22 protein-coding genes are annotated in these 20,543 nt (G+C 41.0%); all 22 read left to right on the top strand.

The features are described 5' to 3' along the window. The first annotated feature begins 9 nt into the window (after window positions 1-9). The 22 genes from hepT (at window position 10) to NSQ70_RS10205 (ending at window position 20,514) form a co-directional block, all read left to right on the top strand. Entirely contained in the window at window positions 10-972 is a 963-nt protein-coding gene (gene hepT, locus NSQ70_RS10310) for a heptaprenyl diphosphate synthase component II (RefSeq protein WP_007500951.1), read from the top strand. Between the two features lie 129 nt (window positions 973-1,101). Continuing rightward, window positions 1,102-1,548 carry a nucleoside-diphosphate kinase gene (gene ndk, locus NSQ70_RS10305; protein ID WP_342502144.1) on the top strand — a complete coding sequence of 149 codons (447 nt, stop codon included), beginning with the start codon at window positions 1,102-1,104 and terminating at the stop codon, window positions 1,546-1,548. Between the two features lie 144 nt (window positions 1,549-1,692). Further along, the gene (locus NSQ70_RS10300; RefSeq protein WP_008344547.1) at window positions 1,693-2,469 is read left to right on the top strand and encodes a protein-glutamate O-methyltransferase CheR; all 777 of its coding nucleotides are present in this window, start codon (window positions 1,693-1,695) and stop codon (window positions 2,467-2,469) included. Window positions 2,470-2,545: 76 nt separating this feature from the next. Next, the gene (gene aroC / locus NSQ70_RS10295; RefSeq protein WP_007500947.1) at window positions 2,546-3,718 is read left to right on the top strand and encodes a chorismate synthase; all 1,173 of its coding nucleotides are present in this window, start codon (window positions 2,546-2,548) and stop codon (window positions 3,716-3,718) included. Beyond that, window positions 3,718-4,809, top strand: coding sequence for a 3-dehydroquinate synthase (gene aroB / locus NSQ70_RS10290; RefSeq protein ID WP_138278683.1), 1,092 nt, complete (start codon window positions 3,718-3,720; stop codon window positions 4,807-4,809). Before aroC ends, aroB begins: the two co-directional genes overlap by 1 nt. Further along, window positions 4,806-5,189, top strand: coding sequence for a chorismate mutase (aroH, locus tag NSQ70_RS10285; protein ID WP_008344549.1), 384 nt, complete (start codon window positions 4,806-4,808; stop codon window positions 5,187-5,189). Before aroB ends, aroH begins: the two co-directional genes overlap by 4 nt. A gap of 237 nt (window positions 5,190-5,426) precedes the next feature. Continuing rightward, complete coding sequence (gene trpE / locus NSQ70_RS10280) at window positions 5,427-6,974, top strand: anthranilate synthase component I (RefSeq protein WP_024718508.1); 1,548 nt, start codon at window positions 5,427-5,429, stop codon at window positions 6,972-6,974. Further along, window positions 6,946-7,968: an anthranilate phosphoribosyltransferase gene (trpD, locus tag NSQ70_RS10275; protein WP_342502143.1), complete on the top strand. Its 1,023-nt coding sequence runs from the start codon at window positions 6,946-6,948 to the stop codon at window positions 7,966-7,968. The genes trpE and trpD overlap by 29 nt, the downstream gene beginning before the upstream one ends. Further along, window positions 7,961-8,713 (top strand): indole-3-glycerol phosphate synthase TrpC, encoded by a 753-nt coding sequence (gene trpC / locus NSQ70_RS10270; RefSeq protein ID WP_058336699.1) that lies wholly within the window; start codon window positions 7,961-7,963, stop codon window positions 8,711-8,713. Before trpD ends, trpC begins: the two co-directional genes overlap by 8 nt. Continuing rightward, complete coding sequence (locus NSQ70_RS10265) at window positions 8,710-9,378, top strand: phosphoribosylanthranilate isomerase (protein WP_058336700.1); 669 nt, start codon at window positions 8,710-8,712, stop codon at window positions 9,376-9,378. The genes trpC and NSQ70_RS10265 overlap by 4 nt, the downstream gene beginning before the upstream one ends. Then, window positions 9,359-10,558 (top strand): tryptophan synthase subunit beta, encoded by a 1,200-nt coding sequence (gene trpB, locus NSQ70_RS10260; RefSeq protein WP_342502142.1) that lies wholly within the window; start codon window positions 9,359-9,361, stop codon window positions 10,556-10,558. Before NSQ70_RS10265 ends, trpB begins: the two co-directional genes overlap by 20 nt. Beyond that, complete coding sequence (gene trpA, locus NSQ70_RS10255) at window positions 10,555-11,358, top strand: tryptophan synthase subunit alpha (protein WP_160757563.1); 804 nt, start codon at window positions 10,555-10,557, stop codon at window positions 11,356-11,358. Before trpB ends, trpA begins: the two co-directional genes overlap by 4 nt. Window positions 11,359-11,369: 11 nt before the next feature. Next, window positions 11,370-12,467, top strand: a complete 1,098-nt coding sequence (hisC, locus tag NSQ70_RS10250) for a histidinol-phosphate transaminase (RefSeq protein WP_024718511.1) — start codon at window positions 11,370-11,372, stop codon at window positions 12,465-12,467. A 117-nt stretch (window positions 12,468-12,584) separates the two neighbouring features. Beyond that, a complete protein-coding gene (locus tag NSQ70_RS10245) occupies window positions 12,585-13,700 on the top strand; it encodes a prephenate dehydrogenase (protein ID WP_045034315.1) in 1,116 nt (371 codons plus the stop codon). A 10-nt stretch (window positions 13,701-13,710) separates the two neighbouring features. Next, the gene (aroA, locus tag NSQ70_RS10240; RefSeq protein WP_342502141.1) at window positions 13,711-14,997 is read left to right on the top strand and encodes a 3-phosphoshikimate 1-carboxyvinyltransferase; all 1,287 of its coding nucleotides are present in this window, start codon (window positions 13,711-13,713) and stop codon (window positions 14,995-14,997) included. Between the two features lie 289 nt (window positions 14,998-15,286). Continuing rightward, the gene (locus NSQ70_RS10235; RefSeq protein ID WP_342502140.1) at window positions 15,287-16,558 is read left to right on the top strand and encodes a tetratricopeptide repeat protein; all 1,272 of its coding nucleotides are present in this window, start codon (window positions 15,287-15,289) and stop codon (window positions 16,556-16,558) included. Between the two features lie 75 nt (window positions 16,559-16,633). Beyond that, window positions 16,634-17,173: a ReoY family proteolytic degradation factor gene (locus tag NSQ70_RS10230; RefSeq protein WP_327855410.1), complete on the top strand. Its 540-nt coding sequence runs from the start codon at window positions 16,634-16,636 to the stop codon at window positions 17,171-17,173. A gap of 61 nt (window positions 17,174-17,234) precedes the next feature. Continuing rightward, the gene (locus NSQ70_RS10225) at window positions 17,235-17,681 is read left to right on the top strand and encodes a YpiF family protein (protein WP_024718515.1); all 447 of its coding nucleotides are present in this window, start codon (window positions 17,235-17,237) and stop codon (window positions 17,679-17,681) included. Window positions 17,682-17,825: 144 nt separating this feature from the next. Beyond that, on the top strand, window positions 17,826-18,332 hold the full coding sequence (locus NSQ70_RS10220) for a ubiquinol-cytochrome c reductase iron-sulfur subunit (protein WP_007500911.1): 507 nt from the start codon (window positions 17,826-17,828) through the stop codon (window positions 18,330-18,332). A gap of 2 nt (window positions 18,333-18,334) precedes the next feature. Then, the gene (gene qcrB / locus NSQ70_RS10215) at window positions 18,335-19,009 is read left to right on the top strand and encodes a menaquinol-cytochrome c reductase cytochrome b subunit (protein WP_003215804.1); all 675 of its coding nucleotides are present in this window, start codon (window positions 18,335-18,337) and stop codon (window positions 19,007-19,009) included. Between the two features lie 41 nt (window positions 19,010-19,050). Beyond that, window positions 19,051-19,818, top strand: coding sequence for a menaquinol-cytochrome c reductase cytochrome b/c subunit (locus NSQ70_RS10210; protein ID WP_008344567.1), 768 nt, complete (start codon window positions 19,051-19,053; stop codon window positions 19,816-19,818). A 102-nt stretch (window positions 19,819-19,920) separates the two neighbouring features. Further along, window positions 19,921-20,514 carry a DUF1405 domain-containing protein gene (locus NSQ70_RS10205; protein WP_007500909.1) on the top strand — a complete coding sequence of 198 codons (594 nt, stop codon included), beginning with the start codon at window positions 19,921-19,923 and terminating at the stop codon, window positions 20,512-20,514. Window positions 20,515-20,543: the final 29 nt, after the last annotated feature.

Below are 20,543 nucleotides of genomic sequence, written 5' to 3'. Positions count from 1 at the left end.
GTGAAAATAATGAAACTAAAAGCAATGATTTCTTTTCTAAATCATGATATCGATATAATTGAAAAAGAGCTTGAACAAACCGTTCGCTCTGATTATGCATTATTAAGTGAAGCCGGTCTTCATTTGCTGCAAGCGGGCGGAAAACGAATCCGCCCCGTTTTTGTTCTCCTTTCAGGCATGTTTGGTGACTATGATATTAATAAAATTAAATATGTAGCCGTAGCGCTTGAATTAATTCATATGGCATCACTTGTCCATGACGATGTCATTGATGATGCAGAACTAAGAAGAGGAAAACCGACGATTAAAGCAAAATGGGACAACAGAATTGCGATGTACACGGGGGATTACTTATTTGCAAGGTCACTCGAGTACATGACGAAAATCAATCACCCAATGGCACATGAAATTTTGTCAAAAATGGTCGTCGAGCTCTGTCTTGGGGAAATAGAACAAGTCAAAGATAAATACAACATGGACCAAAACCTTCGTACATATTTAAGAAGAATTAAACGAAAAACAGCCTTGCTTATTGCAGGCAGCTGCCAATTAGGTGCGATTGCAGCTGGAACAGATGAAAAAACACATAAAGCCCTTTACTGGTTTGGGTACTATGTTGGTATGTCGTACCAGATCATTGATGATGTCCTTGATTTTACATCAACTGAAGAAGAATTAGGCAAACCTGTTGGCGGGGACCTTTTACAAGGAAATGTCACTCTTCCTGTTTTATATGCGCTTCAGAACCCGACGTTAGAAGGTCAGTTGAAGCTGATCAATAGTGAAACGACGGAAAAGCAGCTGAAACCTGTGATTGAACATCTCAAGCAAACAGATGCGATTGACCGTTCCATTCGAGTGAGTGAAATGTATTTGAAAAAAGCATTTGAACAGCTCGATCAACTTCCGCGCGGGCGGGCTAAATCTTCATTAGCGTCGATTGCAAAATATATAGGTAAACGAAAATTCTGATCAACGTTTCGTTGATTGGTTTTTTTGTGAAATTTTTTGTCAAAAATTGATTATTATAAAAAAAAATGATACGATCACTTTGTAACAATGTAAGCCTATACATACATAACGACGGGGTGGAAAACGTATATGGACAAAACATTTCTTATGGTCAAGCCTGATGGTGTGGAAAGACAATTAATCGGTGAAATTGTGTCAAGATTCGAAAAAAAGGGGCTTCAGCTTGTTGGAGCAAAGCTCATTAGCATTCCAAAAGAAGTAGCAGAAACACATTACGGAGAGCATAAAGAAAAACCATTTTTCGGTGAATTGGTTGACTTTATTACGTCAGGACCTGTATTTGCGATGGTATGGCAAGGTGAACAAGTCGTAGACGTAACAAGGCAGATAATTGGAAAGACAAATCCGAAGGAAGCGCTTCCAGGAACAATAAGAGGCGACTATGGATTAACTGTTGGCAAAAACATTATCCATGGCTCAGACTCACCAGAAAGTGCCGAAAGAGAAATCAACCTTTTCTTCAAACAAGAAGAACTGACAAACTGGGATCAAACGATCTCAAGCTGGATTTATTAATGTTCAAGCCAAAGTGTTCATCAAATGATCACTTTGGCTTTTTTATATTGAGATTTCTATACGATTTTTCGCATGAGATGATACAAATTTATGATAAAAACAGCTATACTAGGACAAAGATAGATGAGACAGGAGAGGACATTGATGGATCAGTATCAAGTATTTGTTGGAAAATGGAAAAAACTAACTGGGGTAGATCTGAATTTATATAAAGAAGCACAAATGAAACGAAGATTAACATCTCTTTATGATAAAAAAGGATATAAAGATTTTGAGGCATTTGCGTCTGCTCTTGAAAAGGACAAAGCGCTATTAGATGAAACGATGGATCGAATGACGATCAATGTGTCAGAATTTTACCGAAATTATCAGCGCTGGGAAGTACTTGATCAAAAAATCCTGCCGCTGCTTTCAAAAAACAGCGGCACCCTAAAAATATGGAGTGCAGCTTGCTCTACTGGAGAAGAGCCATATACACTCTCAATGTTGCTATCAAGCCATCCGCTTGTGAAGGACTTCCAAATTATTGCAACAGATATAGATGATAAAGTCCTGCAATCCGCGCAAAAAGGAAGATATCATGAACGATCTTTGCAAGAGGTGCCAGATCAAATCAAGCAAAAATATTTCACCAAAGAAGATTCTTCATTTTACACGGTGAAGGATGAGATTCGAAAGCACATTCAATTTAAGAAACACAACCTTTTAGCAGATCCATATGAAAAACAGCTGGATCTCATCGTGTGCAGAAATGTCCTCATCTACTTTACAGAAGAGGCGAAAGAAGAAATTTACTTAAAAATGAGCAGCAGTTTAAAGCAAAACGGCGTATTATTTGTTGGTTCTACAGAACAAATTTTTCACCCAGAAAAGTTTGGACTAACCTCTGCTGATACTTTCTTTTATCAAAAGAAGGGGTAGTAGCTGACTTTTTAGTAGGAAGTGTGTTATCATAGTTTTACTTAAAAGCGTTAATGCGATGAAGGGAGAATAAGTCATGAGGTACTTAACAGCAGGTGAATCACATGGTCCACAACTGACCACAATTATTGAAGGAGTTCCAGCGGGACTTTACATAGAGCAGGATGACATCAATTATGAACTGGCTAGAAGACAAAAAGGTCATGGCCGCGGAAGAAGAATGCAGATTGAAAAAGACCAAGCGAAAGTGTTAAGTGGTGTCCGCCACGGGAAAACATTAGGTTCTCCTATTGCACTTGTTGTTGAAAATAATGATTGGAAGCACTGGACAAAGGTCATGGGTGCAGAGCCGATTACTGAAGAAGAAGAGAGTGAAATGAAGCGTCAAATCTCTCGTCCAAGACCAGGGCATGCGGATTTAAATGGTGCGATTAAATATGGTCACCGTGATATGAGAAACGTATTAGAGCGCTCATCAGCACGCGAGACAACGGTTCGTGTAGCAGCAGGCGCAGTAGCGAAACAAATTTTGGCTCACCTTGGAATCAAAGTGGCTGGTCACGTCCTTGAAATTGGTGGAGTAAAAGCTTCCCATACCGCTTATGAATCTATTGAAGATTTGCAAAAAGTAACAGAAGAATCACCTGTTCGCTGCTATGACAGTGAAGCTGGTCAAAAAATGATGGATGCCATTGACGAAGCGAAGAAAAACGGCGATTCAATTGGTGGTATTGTCGAAGTCATCGTTGAAGGGATGCCAGTTGGAGTCGGCAGCTATGTGCACTATGACCGCAAACTGGATAGCAAGCTTGCGGGCGCAGTACTGAGTATCAACGCTTTTAAAGGAGTTGAATTCGGTATTGGCTTTGAGGCGGCTTCTAAAAATGGCAGTGAAGTTCATGATGAAATCATCTGGGATGAAGAAAAAGGCTATACGAGAAAAACAAATCGCTTAGGTGGTCTTGAAGGCGGAATGTCAACTGGCATGCCAATCGTCGTAAGAGGGGTTATGAAACCAATCCCAACCTTATACAAACCATTGCAAAGCGTGGATATTGAGACAAAAGAACCTTTCTCTGCAAGTATTGAGCGTTCTGACAGCTGTGCTGTACCAGCCGCAAGTGTTGTGGCAGAAGCAGTCGTTGCATGGGAAATCGCCAATGCAGTGGTTGAGCAGTTTGGTCTTGATCAAATTGACCGCATTAAAGAAAATGTGGACAAAATGCGCCAGCTTCAGAGGGAGTTTTAATGAAAACACTGGAAGTGAAGACGTCTTCAGCCACTTATCCTGTATATATCGGTGATGGGATTAGACAAAATATCGTAGACTTGATTACTTCCACTGGGCGATCCTACACGAAGCTCTTTATCGTGACAGATTCAGCCGTCGATGCCCTTTATGGAGATGAAATGGTTCAATTACTTAAACAGAAATGGTCTGTACAAAAAGTAGTGGTGCCAAACGGAGAACAATCAAAATCTTTTGAGCAGTTTGAGCAGATTCATACGAAAGCCATCCAATTTCAACTCGACCGCTCCTCATGCATCATTGCATTAGGAGGCGGGGTGATTGGAGACTTGGCTGGCTTTGCTGCTGCCACTTATATGAGAGGCATTGATTTTATTCAAGTACCGACCACGCTGCTTGCACATGATAGTGCAGTCGGCGGAAAAACCGGAATCAATCATCCGCTCGGCAAAAATTTAATTGGTGCGTTTCATCAACCGGCTGCTGTCATCTATGATACAAGTATGCTAGAGACACTCTCACCAATAGAGCTGAGATCAGGCTTTGCAGAAGTGATAAAACATGCACTGATTTCAAGTGAAGTCTTTTTATCAGAACTGATGTCCATTCGTTCGTTGACAGAATTATCAAAGGATGAACTGGCACATATGCTTTATCAAGGGATTCAAGTGAAAGCATCCATTGTTCAAGAAGATGAAAAAGAACAAGGTGTGCGGGCATATTTGAATTTAGGTCATACACTAGGGCATGCCATTGAAGCGGAGTATGGATACGGTGCGATCACGCATGGAGATGCCATTGCAATTGGCATGCAGTTTGCTTTATATGTCAGTGAAAAAGAGCAAGGACTCAGCCTAGATCGCGAGAAACTTAAAGTGTGGATGAAAGAACTAGGGTTCCCAGTACAAGTCACACAAACGATTTCAACCAAAACATTTGTCGATCGCATGATTGGTGATAAGAAGGCAAGAGGCGGGAGTGTTCAGTTTGTTTTGCTAAAACAAGTTGGAGACGTCACCCTGCAATCTTTCACAAAAGATGAGCTGTATCACTGGCTCGAAGAATGGAAACGGGAGGAGGGCTGTCTATGATGTTTCGCGGGATACGCGGGGCTACAACTGTGACAGAAGATACAGAAACAGAAGTGTTAACCAAAACGAAGCAGCTGCTAGAAGCGATCATTTCAAAAAATCAAGTAGATCCAGAGCGTGTCGTGCAGATCTTGATTTCAGCTACACAAGATATTCACTCTGTTTTTCCAGCAAAAGCACTCAGGCAGTTTGAAGGATGGACCTATGTGCCTGTTACTTGTATGCAAGAGCTTGACATTGATGGAGGTCTAAAGAAGTGTATTCGCGTTTTAATGACCGTTCAGACAGATGTCAAGCAGGAAGACATCCAGCACGTATACTTGGAAGAGGCTGTCACGCTTCGGCCTGATTTACAGTTGACAAAAAACAAGGAATTATAATACGATATGAACAGCCGAAGTTTACACACAGGTGTGAACGGCATTGCAAGCTTAGAGAAGATGAGAATGAGACTAGGGTAGTTGAGATGAGTAGAGTAGAGTTGAGCAGAGATACGATACTTCTATTTAATCATACTGCCTAAAAGAGCGAAGCCTCTTTTAGGCTTATTTCGTATACTCAAACAAATCCTCAAGATGTCCCCTCATTCTCCTTAATTCCATTTAAGGAGTGTGCTTATGAAATCCCAATCAAACCTTACCCAATTTTTAAGAGACAGTCAGTTTTACAAAACCATCCCGATTGTTGAAACCATTACAGTTGATACGCTCTCACCCATTCAAATTGTTGAGAAACTGAAACAGGATATTGTGTATTTGCTAGAAAGCAAAGACGAATCTTCTAGCTGGTCGAGATATTCCTTTATCGGATTACATCCTTTTTTAACATTACATGACGAGCAAGACCATTATATTGCTCGTGACGCTGCGGGAAAGTCAGTGATGCAAAAAGCGGAGCTGAAAGAGTTGCTTGACTGGATGAAAGAGCAATATCAAATCAAGACACCTGAAATTGATATCCCATTTACTGGCGGAGCCGTAGGGTACTTAAGTTACGACCTCATTCCAAACATTGAGCCGTCTGTCAAGCCGCATCCGAATGCATCAACAACAGATAATTGCACATTATTTGTTTGCCAAACAATGATCGCATTTGATCACGAAACAAACCAAGTTCATTTTATTCAGTACACGCAGCTGAACGGTCATGAAACAGAGGAAGAAAAAATTCTGGTTTATCGAGAAAATCAAAAGCAGCTTGAACTGATGATACAGCAGCTTCATACAAAAATTGATATGAAAGAACTGATTATCTCAGGGAATATGAATGAATCCCCTTCTTTTGAACAGGTGACGTCTACCTATGAAAAAGCAAAATTTTTAAAGGATGTCGAAAAAATCAAGGAGTATATTCGAGCGGGTGATATCTTCCAGGGTGTACTTTCTCAGCGTTTTGACATTCCAGTGACAGTGAGCTCATTTGAATTATATCGTGTGCTTCGGATCGTCAATCCATCACCGTATATGTATTTTATGAAATTAAAAGATCGAGACTTAGTCGGAAGCTCGCCAGAACGATTAATCCATGCGAAAAACGGCCACTTAGAAATCCATCCAATTGCTGGTACAAGAAAACGAGGAATGACAAAAGAAGAAGATGATGCACTAGCAAGAGAGTTGCTCGATGATGAAAAAGAAAAAGCAGAACATTACATGCTGGTGGATCTGGCTCGAAATGATGTGGGACGTGTGGCAGAATACGGCAGTGTGTCTGTCCCAACTTTTACAAAAGTCGTGAACTTTTCGCACGTCATGCACATTATTTCTATTGTGACAGGGAAGCTGAAGCAGGATACACATCCAGTAGACGCGCTTATGTCCGCTTTTCCAGCAGGCACATTGACAGGCGCCCCAAAAATTAGGGCGATGCAATTATTAAACGAAATGGAGCCTGAGCCAAGAGAGACGTATGGCGGCTGTATTGCCTATATTGGTTTCGACGGCAATATCGATTCCTGTATTACTATTCGTACAATGAGCGTCAAACATCAGACTGCTTCTATACAAGCAGGTGCCGGCATTGTCGCTGATTCCGTTCCAGAAAACGAATGGGAAGAGACATGTAATAAGGCAGGAGCACTTCTAAAAGCCATTCAGCTTGCTGAACATATTTTCTCAGAAAAGGAGAGTGTGCCAAATGAATCAACGACTATCAGCTCTTGTTAATGGAGGAAAACTATCAGAAAAAGAAGCGAATGGCCTGATGCATGATATGATGAGCGGCTCGTTAACAGATGCTGAAGTCGCTGCTAGTCTATCTATTTTAGCGCATCGAGGAGAAACCGCCGAAGAAATGACAGGCTTCGTGAAAGCCGTGAGGCAGCATGCAGCACCAGTAGAAAGGTCACTTGATGTCGTTGATACGTGCGGGACAGGAGGCGACGGTTTATCAACATTTAATATATCAACAGCCGCTGCCATCGTTGCTTCGGCTGCTGGGGCGAAAATCGCCAAGCATGGAAATCGTTCTGTCTCCTCTAAAAGCGGGAGTGCTGACGTGCTAGAATGTCTTGGTATTCAAATTCAATCCACACCTGAAGAAACAAGACGGCAAATACAGCAGAAAAACATGGGCTTTTTATTTGCACCGCTCTATCATTCTTCTATGAAACAAGTAGCCACCGTACGCAAGCAGCTCGGATTTCGGACGGTATTTAACTTATTAGGACCGCTTTGCCACCCGATGCAGGCCAAAAAGCAAATCATCGGTGTGTATGCAAAGGAAAAGGCAAAGCTCATGGCGAAAGCTCTTGCTCCTTTAGAGCCAGAACATGTCCTGTTTGTTTGCGGAGATGATGGGCTGGATGAATTAACCATTACAGCAAATTCATACATCATTGAACTCAAAAAAGGTGTCATGACAGAATATACGTTAAACCCAGAAGACTTCGGACTTGAAAAAGGGCATTTATCAGACATTCAGGTTCAATCACCAGAAGAAAGCGCCAAATTGATTCAGAATATATTGAATTATCAAGCGGGTGGAGCACCGCTTCATATTACAGCGCTTAATGCTGGGGCCGCATTATATGTGGCAGGAAAAGCAGAGAGTCTGATGGCTGGCACAATGAAAGCATTAGAAACGATCAAAAACGGATCAGCTAAAGAACAATTAGCCCGTCTAAAACAAAAAACGAAAGAGGAAGAGATCTATGCTTAATCAAATTATCGCCCGTAAAAAAGAACATGTGCAAACCTTGCAATTACCTGAGGAAGGACATTATGAAAGACAATCATTTAAAGAAGCCCTTATGAATCCTCACCGCTCGATCGGACTGATTGCTGAGGTGAAAAAAGCGTCTCCTTCCAAAGGCATCATTCAGCCTCATTTTGATCCTTTACAGACAGCAAAAGCATACGAAGCATCAAATGCAGATTGTTTATCTGTCTTAACGGATGAACCGTTTTTCCAAGGGAAAAACGAATATTTGTCTCTTATTAAAGAACACATCACACGTCCTATTTTAAGAAAAGATTTCATTATTGACTCTATACAAGTAGAAGAATCGAAACGGATAGGGGCAGATGCCATTTTATTAATTGGAGAGGTGCTTGAGCCGCAAAAGCTGTATGAGCTCTATACAGAAGCGAAAGAAAAAGGACTGGATATCCTCGTTGAAGTACATGCAGCACATACACTAGAAAAGATCTTACACCTATTCACTCCTGAGATTATCGGTGTGAACAACCGGAATCTCAATACGTTTACAACAACTGTTGAACAAACAAAAGAGATCGCGCCACTTGTTCCAAAAGACGTATTACTAGTAAGTGAAAGCGGGATAAAGACATTTGATGATCTGACCTTTGTGAAACAGCACGGAGCAAATGCCGTTCTTGTTGGTGAATCTTTAATGAGGGAACAATCACAGGAGAAAGCCGTTCAGGCATTGTTCGGAGAATGAAGAAAAGTAAGCCTTACTTAAAATATTGCGGGGCTGTCTCACAAGAGGATGTCGCATGCATCGCGCAATCTCAAGCGGATGCCATCGGTTTTATTTTTGCGCCGAGTAAAAGACGAGTTGATCCAGATCAAGTGAAACACTGGCTGTCAAAAGTAAAATGCAAAAAAGAGATAGTGGGGGTATTTGTGAATGAAAAAACACCAAAAGTGTGCGAGATCACAAACAACCTCCCCTTAGATATTGTGCAGCTTCATGGCGATGAGACGCCAGAAGATGCAAGCGACATCAAACAACAAACGAAGGCGCTCGTTTGGAAAGTGTTCCATCACGAGCCCGATGTAAACGACACACTTGAACATATGACGGCATTTGCTCCAAGTGTCGACGGCTTTCTCATTGATGCGAAAGTAAAAGGCATGAGAGGCGGTTCTGGAACAGCTTTTGCATGGGAGGCGGTGCCTTCATATGTTCAGCATGCAAAACAACTGGGAAAAACTTGCGCCATTGCTGGCGGGATCACGCCAGACACCATAATAGATCTGCTTGCTTTTGGTCCAGACGCCATAGACCTTTCAAGCGGTATAGAAGAAAACGGAAAGAAAAGCAGTACAAAGATGAAAGTGCTCGAAGAAAGGATGTTGAACCATGTACGCATATCCAAATGAGATTGGCAGATATGGAGAATTTGGAGGGAAATTCGTTCCTGAAACGCTCATGCAGCCACTAGAAGAGATCGAACAAGCTTTTCGTGAATTAAAAGAAGACCCTGCTTTTCAAAAGGAATATATATCGCTTTTGAAAAACTATTCAGGCAGACCAACTGCACTCACATACGCTGATCAATTATCGGCATATCTCGGTGGTGCTAAAATCTATTTAAAAAGAGAAGATTTAAACCATACAGGCGCTCATAAAATTAACAATGCGCTTGGGCAGGCACTGCTAGCGAAAAAAATGGGGAAATCAAATATCATCGCCGAAACAGGAGCAGGTCAGCACGGTGTAGCTGCTGCAACAGTGGCCGCAAAATTCGGTTTATCCTGCACTGTATTTATGGGAAAAGAAGATGTGGAAAGACAATCACTCAATGTGTTCCGAATGAAACTGCTCGGCGCTGAAGTCATACCTGTCACAAGCGGGAATGGAACATTAAAGGATGCAACCAATGAAGCCATCCGCTATTGGGTCCAGCATTGCAGTGACCACTTTTATATGATCGGCTCAGTCGTTGGACCTCATCCGTATCCTCAAATCGTCAGTGAATTTCAGCGGATGATCGGAGATGAGGCAAAAGCGCAGATACTTGAAAAGGAAGGGCAGCTTCCTCATAAAGTCGTTGCCTGTGTTGGCGGAGGGAGCAATGCGATAGGAATGTACCGGGCGTTCTTAGATGAAGAGGTCGATATCATTGGTGTAGAAGCTGCTGGGAAAGGAATCGACACTCCGCTTCATGCAGCGACCATCACGAAAGGGACAAAAGGTGTCATACATGGATCTTTGACATACTTGATCCAAGACGAATTTGGTCAAATTATTGAGCCTTATTCGATTTCAGCTGGATTAGACTATCCGGGGATCGGACCAGAGCATGCGTATTTGCATGCGAGCGGCCGGGTTCAATATGTGAGTGCGACAGATCAAGAAGCACTAGATGCGTTAAAGCTGCTCACAGAAAACGAAGGAATCCTGCCAGCGATCGAATCTGCACATGCTTTAGCAAAAGCGTTTGAAATGAGCCAGAACATGAGTGAAGACGACATTGTCCTTGTCTGCTTGTCAGGCAGAGGAGATAAGGACGTGCATACATTAATGAATGTGCTTGAAAGTGAGGGTGAAACAAAATGATCACATTTCAATTAGAGCAAGGTCAGAAATTATTTATTCCATTTATTATAGCGGGTGATCCATCAGAAGAGATCACCATTGATTTAGCCCTCGCGCTTCAAGCAGCAGGGGCACATGCGATTGAACTAGGTGTTCCGTATTCCGATCCGTTAGCGGACGGCCCCGTCATTCAAAGAGCTTCTAAAAGAGCACTTCATCATGGTATGAATATCGTAAAAGCGATAGAATTAGCAGGAAAGATGAAAAAAAACGGCGTAAAAATTCCTGTAATTCTATTTACGTATTATAATCCTGTGTTACAATTAGACACAGAATACTTTTTCGCTTTACTGCGCAAAAATCATATTTCGGGGCTCTTAACACCCGACTTGCCTTTTGAAGAGAGTAGCGAGCTGCAGAAGAACTGTCAAGTACACGACATTTCATATATATCACTCGTTGCACCAACAAGCAAGGAACGATTAGAAAAAATTGTAGAGCAGGCAGAAGGTTTTGTGTATTGTGTTTCATCTCTCGGCGTCACAGGTGTCAGACAATCTTTCGACGCATCGATTACAGATTTTATTCAACAAGTAAAACAGTTGAGTCAAATACCAGTTGCTGTAGGTTTTGGTATTTCAACAAGAGAACAAGTAGACTCAATGAATAAAATGAGTGATGGTGTCGTTGTCGGCAGTGCGCTTGTCAAAAAAATTGAAGAGCTTCAAGAACAATTAGTAGCAAGTGATACACGCCAAGAGGCTTTAAGAGAATTTGAAACATATGCAAAAACATTTAGTCCCCTCTATTCATTCAAATGAGGTGAAACATTTTGCAAATCAAAGATCAATTAAAACAGCTAAAACCGTATCAACCTGGGAAACCAATTGAAGAGGTCAAAAAAGAATATCAATTAGACAAAATTGTGAAATTGGCTTCAAATGAAAACCCTTTTGGATGTTCCACACATGCAAGAGAGGCCATACAAGCTGAACTTGAACATTTAGCGATTTATCCAGACGGATACAGCGCAAGTTTAAGAACGGAACTGGCTGAGTTTCTTCAAGTAAATGAAAAACAATTAATATTCGGGAATGGCTCAGATGAACTTGTGCAAATTATTGCTAGGGCATTCCTTGATCAACATACAAATACGGTGATCCCATCCCCGTCATTCCCGCAATACCGTCACAATGCAGTGATTGAGCATGCAGAGATTAGAGAAGTACCACTTCTAAATGGTGGAGCTCATGATCTAAAGGGAATGCTGGATGCGATGGATGACAACACAAAAGTCGTTTGGGTGTGTAACCCGAACAATCCAACAGGAAATCATTTGTCAGAGTCTGAGCTCGTATCGTTTTTAGATCAAGTGCCTGCTCACGTGCTTGTCGTTCTAGATGAAGCATATTTTGAATATGTTCGCGCGGAAGACTTTCCGAACAGTTTATCTCTATTAAAAGCCTATCAAAATGTCATTGTACTGCGCACGTTCTCTAAAGCATATGGACTTGCGGCACTTCGAGTAGGTTATGGGGTTGCCTCAGAGGAGTTGATTACCGCCATTGAACCTGCGAGAGAGCCCTTTAATACAAGTCGTATCGCTCAGGCAGCTGCACGTGCAGCCATTAAAGATCAAGACTTCATTCAATCGTGCAGACAAAAAAATGAAGCAGGTCTCAAACAATATCAAGATTTTGCAGACCGTTTTGGATTATTTATCTATCCATCTCAAACAAACTTTGTGCTGATTGATTTTAAAAGAGACGCAGATGAGCTGTTCAATGCACTTTTGAAAAAGGGCTATATCGTTCGATCTGGTCAAGCTCTCGGATTCCCAACCTCTTTACGTATTACTGTTGGAACAAAGGAGCAAAATGAAGAAATCCTAACTACACTTGCCGATTTATTACAAGGCATTCGTGCGTAGCATAACAATGAAGTCATATCCTGTTTATCGGATATGGCTTTCGTTGTAACTCATCCAATATACATATAAGCTATTGAAACAGCTTGTTTAATTTACGCGAAAAATCAGGTGATGAACATGAATGAAGCAAACGAAACCATATTAATTGCTGGGCTCGGTTTAATTGGTGGTTCTATTGCACTGTCGATTAAAAAAGAATTTCCACATAAAAAAATTGTAGGCTATGATGTCTCTAAAGAACAAATGATTGCTGCAACAAAACTAGGAATCATCGACGCGACTGCCGAGTCCTTGATGGAAGGCTTAAAAGCATCAGCAACGATTATTTTGGCAACGCCAGTACAACAAACCGTCAAAATGTTAAGTGATATTGCGGCATCTGGAATTGAAAGAGAGCTCACGATTACGGATGTAGGGAGCACAAAGCAAAAGGTCGTTCATTTTGCTGAAAAAACGTTGCCTGATCATTACCAATTTATTGGCGGGCATCCGATGGCAGGGTCTCATAAATCAGGTGTCATTGCAGCGAAAGACTTTTTATTTGAAAATGCATTCTACATTTTAACGCCAGCAAAAGTAACAAGTCGTCAAGCTGTTGACCGTTTGAAGGATCTACTGAAGGGAACCAATGCTCATTTCATTGAAATGACACCCGAAGAACATGATGCTGTGACAAGTGTGATTAGTCACTTTCCACACATCGTCGCTGCCAGTCTTGTGCATCAAGCGCATCATTTTGAAGAAGAATTTCCTCTTGTAAAACGGTTTGCTGCTGGAGGCTTTCGAGATATTACCCGTATTGCATCAAGTAATCCTGCAATGTGGCGCGATATCCTTTTGCACAATAAAAACAAGATTTTAGACCGATTTCATGAATGGAAAAAAGAGATTGACCGCATTGAATCCTTTGTGCAACAAGAAGATGCTGAGGGGTTATTCTCTTATTTCCAAGAGGCCAAGGAATATCGCGACGGCCTGCCTCTGAGGAAAAAAGGAGCGATCCCTGCTTTTTATGATCTTTATGTCGATGTGCCGGATCATCCTGGTGTTATTTCGGAAATTACAGGATATCTAGCAAATGAAAACATCAGTATTACAAATATCCGTATTATTGAAACGCGAGAAGACATTAACGGGATTTTACGCATTAGTTTTCAAACAGATGACGATCGAAAGCGGGCAGAACTCTGTATAAAAAATAGAGCAAATTACGATACATTTTATGCTGATTGAGGTGAGGAACATGAAAATTCATAAAAGTGCTCCTATGAATGGAGAAATTCATATTCCAGGAGATAAATCCATTTCTCATAGATCTGTGATGTTTGGCGCTATTGCTGATGGGACTACAGTAGTAAAAAACTTTCTTCCTGGCGCTGATTGTTTAAGCACGATTGATTGTTTTAGAAAAATGGGTGTCGACATCGAACAAAAAGGTACAGATGTTGTCATTCATGGTAAGGGACTAAAAGGACTTAAAGAGCCGAGCGATATTCTCGATGTTGGTAACTCTGGCACGACCATTCGTTTAATGATGGGAATCTTGGCTGGCTGTGAGTTCCACAGTACGCTGATCGGAGACGAAAGTATTGCCAAAAGACCGATGAAACGGGTAACAGGTCCGCTAAGACAATTAGGAGCCAAGATCGATGGCAGAGCAAATGGCGAGTATACACCGCTTTCTATACGTGGGGGCAATTTAAAAGCTATCTCTTATGAGTCTCCGGTTGCAAGTGCGCAAATTAAATCGGCTGTCCTTCTAGCTGGACTGCAGGCAGAAGGAACAACGACGTTAACTGAACCGCATAAATCAAGAGACCATACCGAAAGAATGTTATCAATGTTTGGTGTCTCGCTACATGAAGATGCACAAAATGTTTCAATTGAAGGTGGACAAACGTTAAAAGCAACAGATGTATTTGTCCCTGGAGATATTTCTTCCGCTGCATTTTTCTTAGTGGCTGGATCTATCGTTCCAAACAGCCGGATTGTATTGAGAAATGTCGGTTTGAACAAAACGAGAACTGGTATTATAGATGTGCTAAAACAAATGGGTGCAGACCTCGACATTCAAGAAGTGGATGCTAAAGGCGGAGAACCGTACGGTGATTTAACGATCTCTACCTCTTCATTAAAAGGGATCGACATTTCAGGTGATATGATCTCTAGACTGATCGACGAAATTCCTATTATTGCGCTCCTAGCTACTCAAGCAGAAGGAACAACGATCATTAAAGATGCTGCTGAATTAAAAGTGAAAGAAACCAATCGGATTGATACAGTCGTTTCAGAACTTAAAAAACTAGGTGCTCATATTGAAGCAACAGATGATGGAATGAAGATTCATGGTAAAACGAGCCTTAAAGGCGGTGCATTCGTCTCAAGCTACGGAGATCATCGAATTGGTATGATGTTAGGAATTGCGGCATGTATAACAGAGCAAGCAATCGAGATTGAAGATACAGATGCAGTACGTGTATCTTACCCAAATTTCTTTGAACACATTGAATACTTAACGCAAACAGTCTGAGGATTTCCTCAGGCTTTTTCTTTCCTTTTGCATATTTGAAAGAACTATAGCATAGCTTGTCTCAAGGTGAAACCTTGAAAAAGAGCATTTTGCTGATTCAAAAACAATTTTTTAGCGTATTCGGTTTACAAATCATCAGTTTAGTAAAGTATTGATTGAAAAAGAGTCTTCAAAACACAAAAATGGCTTCATGTTAAAAGAGCAACATATTTGCTGGATATGCAGCTGTCGATTATGATATGAAGTAACAACAGTTTAGGTTTTTGGAAACAGAAAGGAACGGTTTGATTTGAATAGTTCATTACAAGAAGCCATAAAATTAGTTGAGGCGGGTGAGACTGAAAAGGGACTCCAAACACTTGCTCAAGCAGAGAAGCATCTTCATGATGAAGAAAAAGCGCAGGCAGCTCAATTATATTATGACTGGGGAGATATTGATAAAGCACGGAATCTCATTAGTGATTTACATGATTTATATCCAGAAGAAACAGGATTAACCTGTTTTTATGCAGAGCTGTTAATAGACTCTGATGAAGAAGAGAAGGCAATAGCAGTTCTTGAAACGATTCCTGAAGATGACGATGCGTATCCAGAGAGTTTATTGTTAATGGCAGATTTGTATCAAATGCAAGGACTATTTGAAGTTAGTGAACAAAAGCTTTTAAAAGCGAAAGAGTTACTACCTCATGAAGCCGTCATTGATTTTGCTTTAGGGGAATTGTATTTTTCTCAAGGTCTTTCAAAGAAAGCAGCCGACTATTTCTACAAAGTGGCCGATCAACAAAATGAAATTGGTGGTGTCAATGTATATCAGCGGCTCGCTGAATCATTAAGCACAGCTGGAGAATTTGAAGATGCCCTTGAATGGTATGAAAAGGCTGTAAAGGATCAAGTGGATCCAAATACACTTTTTGGCTACGGATTTACAGCGATGAGGGCTGGCAGAACGAAAACGGCTATTCAGCAGCTCTCTGAACTAAAAGATATTGATCCTTCGTATTCGTCACTTTATATGCCTTTAGCCAAAAGCTATGAGGAAGAAGGGCTATATCATGAAGCTTTAGAGATAGTAAAAGAAGGAATTAAAGTGGATGAGTATAACAAAGAGTTATATTTATATGGGGCAAAGATTGATTTGAAAAATGGCCATTCGGAAGATGCGAAAAAATTGCTTCAAGAAGCACTTGCTCTTGATCCAGGATATATTGAAGCGATTCAAACGCTGCTTGCGATCTATTTAAATGAAGAGCTGTTTGATGAAATTCTGGATGTGATTAAAGAGGTTAAAAGCTTTGGGGAAGAAGATCCAAAATGGAATTGGTATGCTGCTTCTGCTTCTGTCGGACGAGAAGAATACGATGAAGCCGCTGAGTATTTCAAACTTGCTCTGCCTGATTTTGATGAGGAACGTGACTTTTTATATGAATATGCTTCGTTCCTTTTAGAAGAAGGCAGACAAAAAGAAGCCTTGCCGTTATTACGAAAAGTTCTTCAGAAAGATGGCACGAATGAAGAAATTGAAGAAACGATTTTAAGAATTGAAGACGAAATTTCCTTATAGTTTGCAGGAATGAAGAACTGGTTTGTTGAATAATTCATGTATAGCAATTTAATTTACGATAGAGGAGGGAATAACATGCAGACCCCTGTTTCTGTCAATGAAAAGAAGGAATTTATCCGGTGGTTCTTAAACCATTATCAGTTAAAGCGAAGAGAGTGTGTTTGGATATTAAATTATTTAATGAGTCACGACTCTTTGATGGAAAAGGTTCATTTTGTAGAGCAAGCAGAATTTTGCCCAAGGGGAATTATTATGTCAACACACTGTGTGGATGAAGTTCCCTTTAGATTTTATAAAGAAAATATCATGACGACAGATGCAGAAAAATCATTTCATGATATTCGTTTGAATAAACAGCAAGATTTGTTTATTCAATTGAATTTCCGTTCTGCATATCGTTCGCCGGAATATGCCGCTGTACTTGAAACAAACCCTCATATTCCTAAAGATCTTTTTGAAAATGAAAAAGATAAAGATCTTGCTGAGAAAGTGCTAGAGCATTCTATCGCTACTTTCCAAAAAGAACGGCTGATGAAAGAAATCGATGAAGCGCTTGACCGTCATGATCAAGAAACATTTAATAAGTTAGCAAAAGAATTAAGCCTATTATCATAAACCAAGCCAATAAGCCTTGCCCTATACAGGCAGGGCTTATGTGATGAAAGAGGGGAACTAGATGAAGTTTCAGGCGGAGGACGCGGATCTCTTTTTACAATCTAAAGATTACATTGATACTGCTATCATTCCATTAGTTGGGATAAATGCAAGCCATATCAAACAAACCGTGTCTTTAGGTGAGTTTACAATGCTTGTGGCAGAGGATCTTGAAAGGCAACTGAAAGGCAGAGTGTTTCTTTTTCCTCCATATACATATTTAGAAGTAAATAATCGGAAGCAAGAAGACATACTTGCACTAAAACAATCATTGCAAGAACATTTTCAGCATGTTGTGTTTATCACATCTGATAACAAATGGAAAGAACAGCTAGAAGTGAGCGAATCGGCATTTATATTGCAGTCTGTTCCGCTTGAGCATTTAAAGGTCAATTTAAAGCAAAAAGTCATTCAAGACAGTGTAGAACAAATTTTGAACTTTTTGTTACAAAAATGGAACCCGTCATAAAAACCCTTACATTTGCATTGTACATAGCTTTTTAGGCTGTTGACCTTGTGAATAGATTGATATATTATGAGGGTGTCCTAGTTTTATGAAATTTTTTCTAATTCAGTTATAAAGTAGCTGACGACCTGAGGGGGGGAGAAAAAAATGAGCGAGAAGAGACATGGAGTGTCCAGGCGTCAATTTTTGAATTACACGTTGACCGGCGTGGGGGGATTTATGGCCGCTGGAATGCTCATGCCTATGGTTCGCTTTGCGCTTGACCCTGTGCTAAAAGGAACAGAGGATCAGGATATGGTTCAAGTTGTCAGTGTAGATGAACTGACAAAAGAACCGAAGCGCTTTGACTTTAAAATTGATCAAGTAGATGCATGGTATGAGTCAAAGGAATCTAGGTCTGCATGGGTGTACAAAGAAGGGGATGAAATTGTCGCTTTATCGCCAATCTGTAAACATTTAGGATGTACAGTGAACTGGAACAGTGATCCGAAAAATCCAAACAAATTTTTCTGCCCATGCCATTATGGGCTGTACGACAAGGATGGTACAAACGTACCCGGAACTCCGCCGCTTGCTCCGCTTGACCATTATAAGCAGCAAGTGAAGGACGGATACCTCTATCTTGGAAAAGCTGTGCCGAAAGGGGAAGGGTAACGATGCTTAACAAGATTTACGATTGGGTAGATGAGCGGCTGGACATCACACCGATATGGAGAGACATTGCGGATCATGAAGTGCCAGAGCACGTCAATCCAGCACATCATTTCTCTGCTTTTGTGTATTGTTTTGGCGGTTTAACGTTTTTTGTGACGGTCATTCAAGTCCTTTCGGGCATGTTTTTAACGATGTATTATGTACCGGATATTAAAAACGCATGGGAATCTGTCTATTATTTGCAAAATGAAGTGGCATTCGGACAGATTGTAAGAGGGATGCACCACTGGGGTGCGAGTCTAGTCATTGTTATGATGTTTTTACATACGCTGAGGGTCTTTTTCCAAGGGGCGTATAAAAAGCCTAGAGAGCTAAACTGGATTGTCGGTGTGCTCATTTTCTTTGTGATGCTTGGACTTGGTTTTACAGGATATCTTTTACCGTGGGATATGAAGGCGCTATTTGCGACGAAGGTTGGTCTTCAAATTGCAGAGGCGACACCTTTCATTGGGAAAGAGATTAAAACGCTGCTTGCAGGTCATCCTGACATTGTAGGTGCACAAACGCTGACGAGATTTTTCGCTATCCATGTCTTTTTCTTGCCAGCGGCATTATTTGGGCTGATGGCTGCCCACTTTATTATGATTCGTAAGCAAGGAATTTCTGGACCGCTGTAAAATTTTGCGTTTGATGAATGTTCAATGAGGAGGGGATGACTTTGCATAGGGGAAAAGGGATGAAGTTTGTCGGAGATTCCAGAATACCGGCAGAAAGAAAACCTAACATACCTAAAGACTATTCCGAATATCCGGGAAAAACCGAAGCCTTTTGGCCGAACTTTCTTTTAAAGGAATGGCTTGTAGGTGCTGTTTTTTTAATTGGATTTCTTGTCCTAACTGTTGTTCATGCACCTCCGCTTGAGCGGATGGCTGATCCGACAGATACGGGCTATATTCCGCTGCCAGACTGGTATTTCTTATTTTTATACCAGTTGTTAAAATATGAGTTTGCTGCAGGGAGCTATACGGTAGTTGGCGCAATGATTATGCCTGGAATTGCGTTTGGTGCTCTTTTACTCGCACCATTTCTTGATTCTGGTCCTGAACGCAGGCCATATCGAAGACCAATTGCAGTTGGGATGATGATTCTTGCAGTTGGTGCAGCAACCTATTTAACATGGGAGTCTGTTGCTACTCATGACTGGGAAGCAGCAGCGAAGCAAGGTGAAATCAAGAAAGAAGCAGAGATTGATACCTCAGCTGAAGAGTATAAAATTTATCAAGAGCAGACATGTATCTCCTGTCACGGAGATAATATGCAAGGCGGGGCAGCTGGACCGTCACTTGTTGACAATGGCTTAGCACCAGAGGAAATTGCGAAAATCGCTGTAGAAGGAAAAGGCAACATGCCTAAGGGCATTTTTAAAGGCAGCGATGAAGAACTTGAAAAGCTCTCGAAATATTTATCTGAGGTCAAATCTAAATAATTCAGTTGTTTAAATGCAAGTACAAGGATATACTCAAAAGGAGAAAAAAGCTGGCGCTGTCAGCTTTTTTCTGATTTTAACAGATCGTGAGTGAAGAGAAATATGAGATGGATTCAATATCTGCTAGCCACACGCTACATGCTTGTGCTCGTGCTCATTGTCAACTTTCTTGGCACTGCGTACGGCTATTACTGGTATATTCCGCAGCTCGTAGAGACGCCGGCTGTCTTTTTACCTTTTGTACCGGACAGTCCGACGGCAAGTTTTTTCTTTTTATTTGTATTACTAGCCTTTCTAATGAAACGCCACGCTCCTTATTTTGAAGCACTGGCCCTTGTCACCTTGATCAAATATGGATTATGGGCTGTAGGGATGAATCTTTTCGTGCTCGTTTCTGTTGATGATTTTCCGTGGGAAGGATATATGTTAATTGGTTCGCACTTTGCGATGGCGGTACAGGCTGTGTTATTTGCGCCGTATTATCGTTTTCACATGCGTCATTTGGTTGTAGCAGGCATATGGATTTTACATAATGATGTGATTGATTATGTGTTTGGAATGATGCCGCGTTATTCTATGCTTTCTGCCTATTCAAATGAGATCGGCTACGTGACGTTTTGGTTAAGTATTGCCGTTCTTCTTGTTTCGTATTATCTTGTCCTCTCGAAAAAATCGGTCAAGCTTGAACTCCCTTAACAATGTTGGTCTAACCTTGTCCTTTTCTT

The organism is Bacillus sp. FSL R5-0397, from assembly GCF_038593395.1.
Taxonomy (GTDB): domain Bacteria; phylum Bacillota; class Bacilli; order Bacillales; family Bacillaceae; genus Bacillus; species Bacillus altitudinis.
The sequence above is the reverse complement of the archived record's forward strand: the minus strand, read 5'-3'. Positions and strand labels throughout refer to the sequence as shown.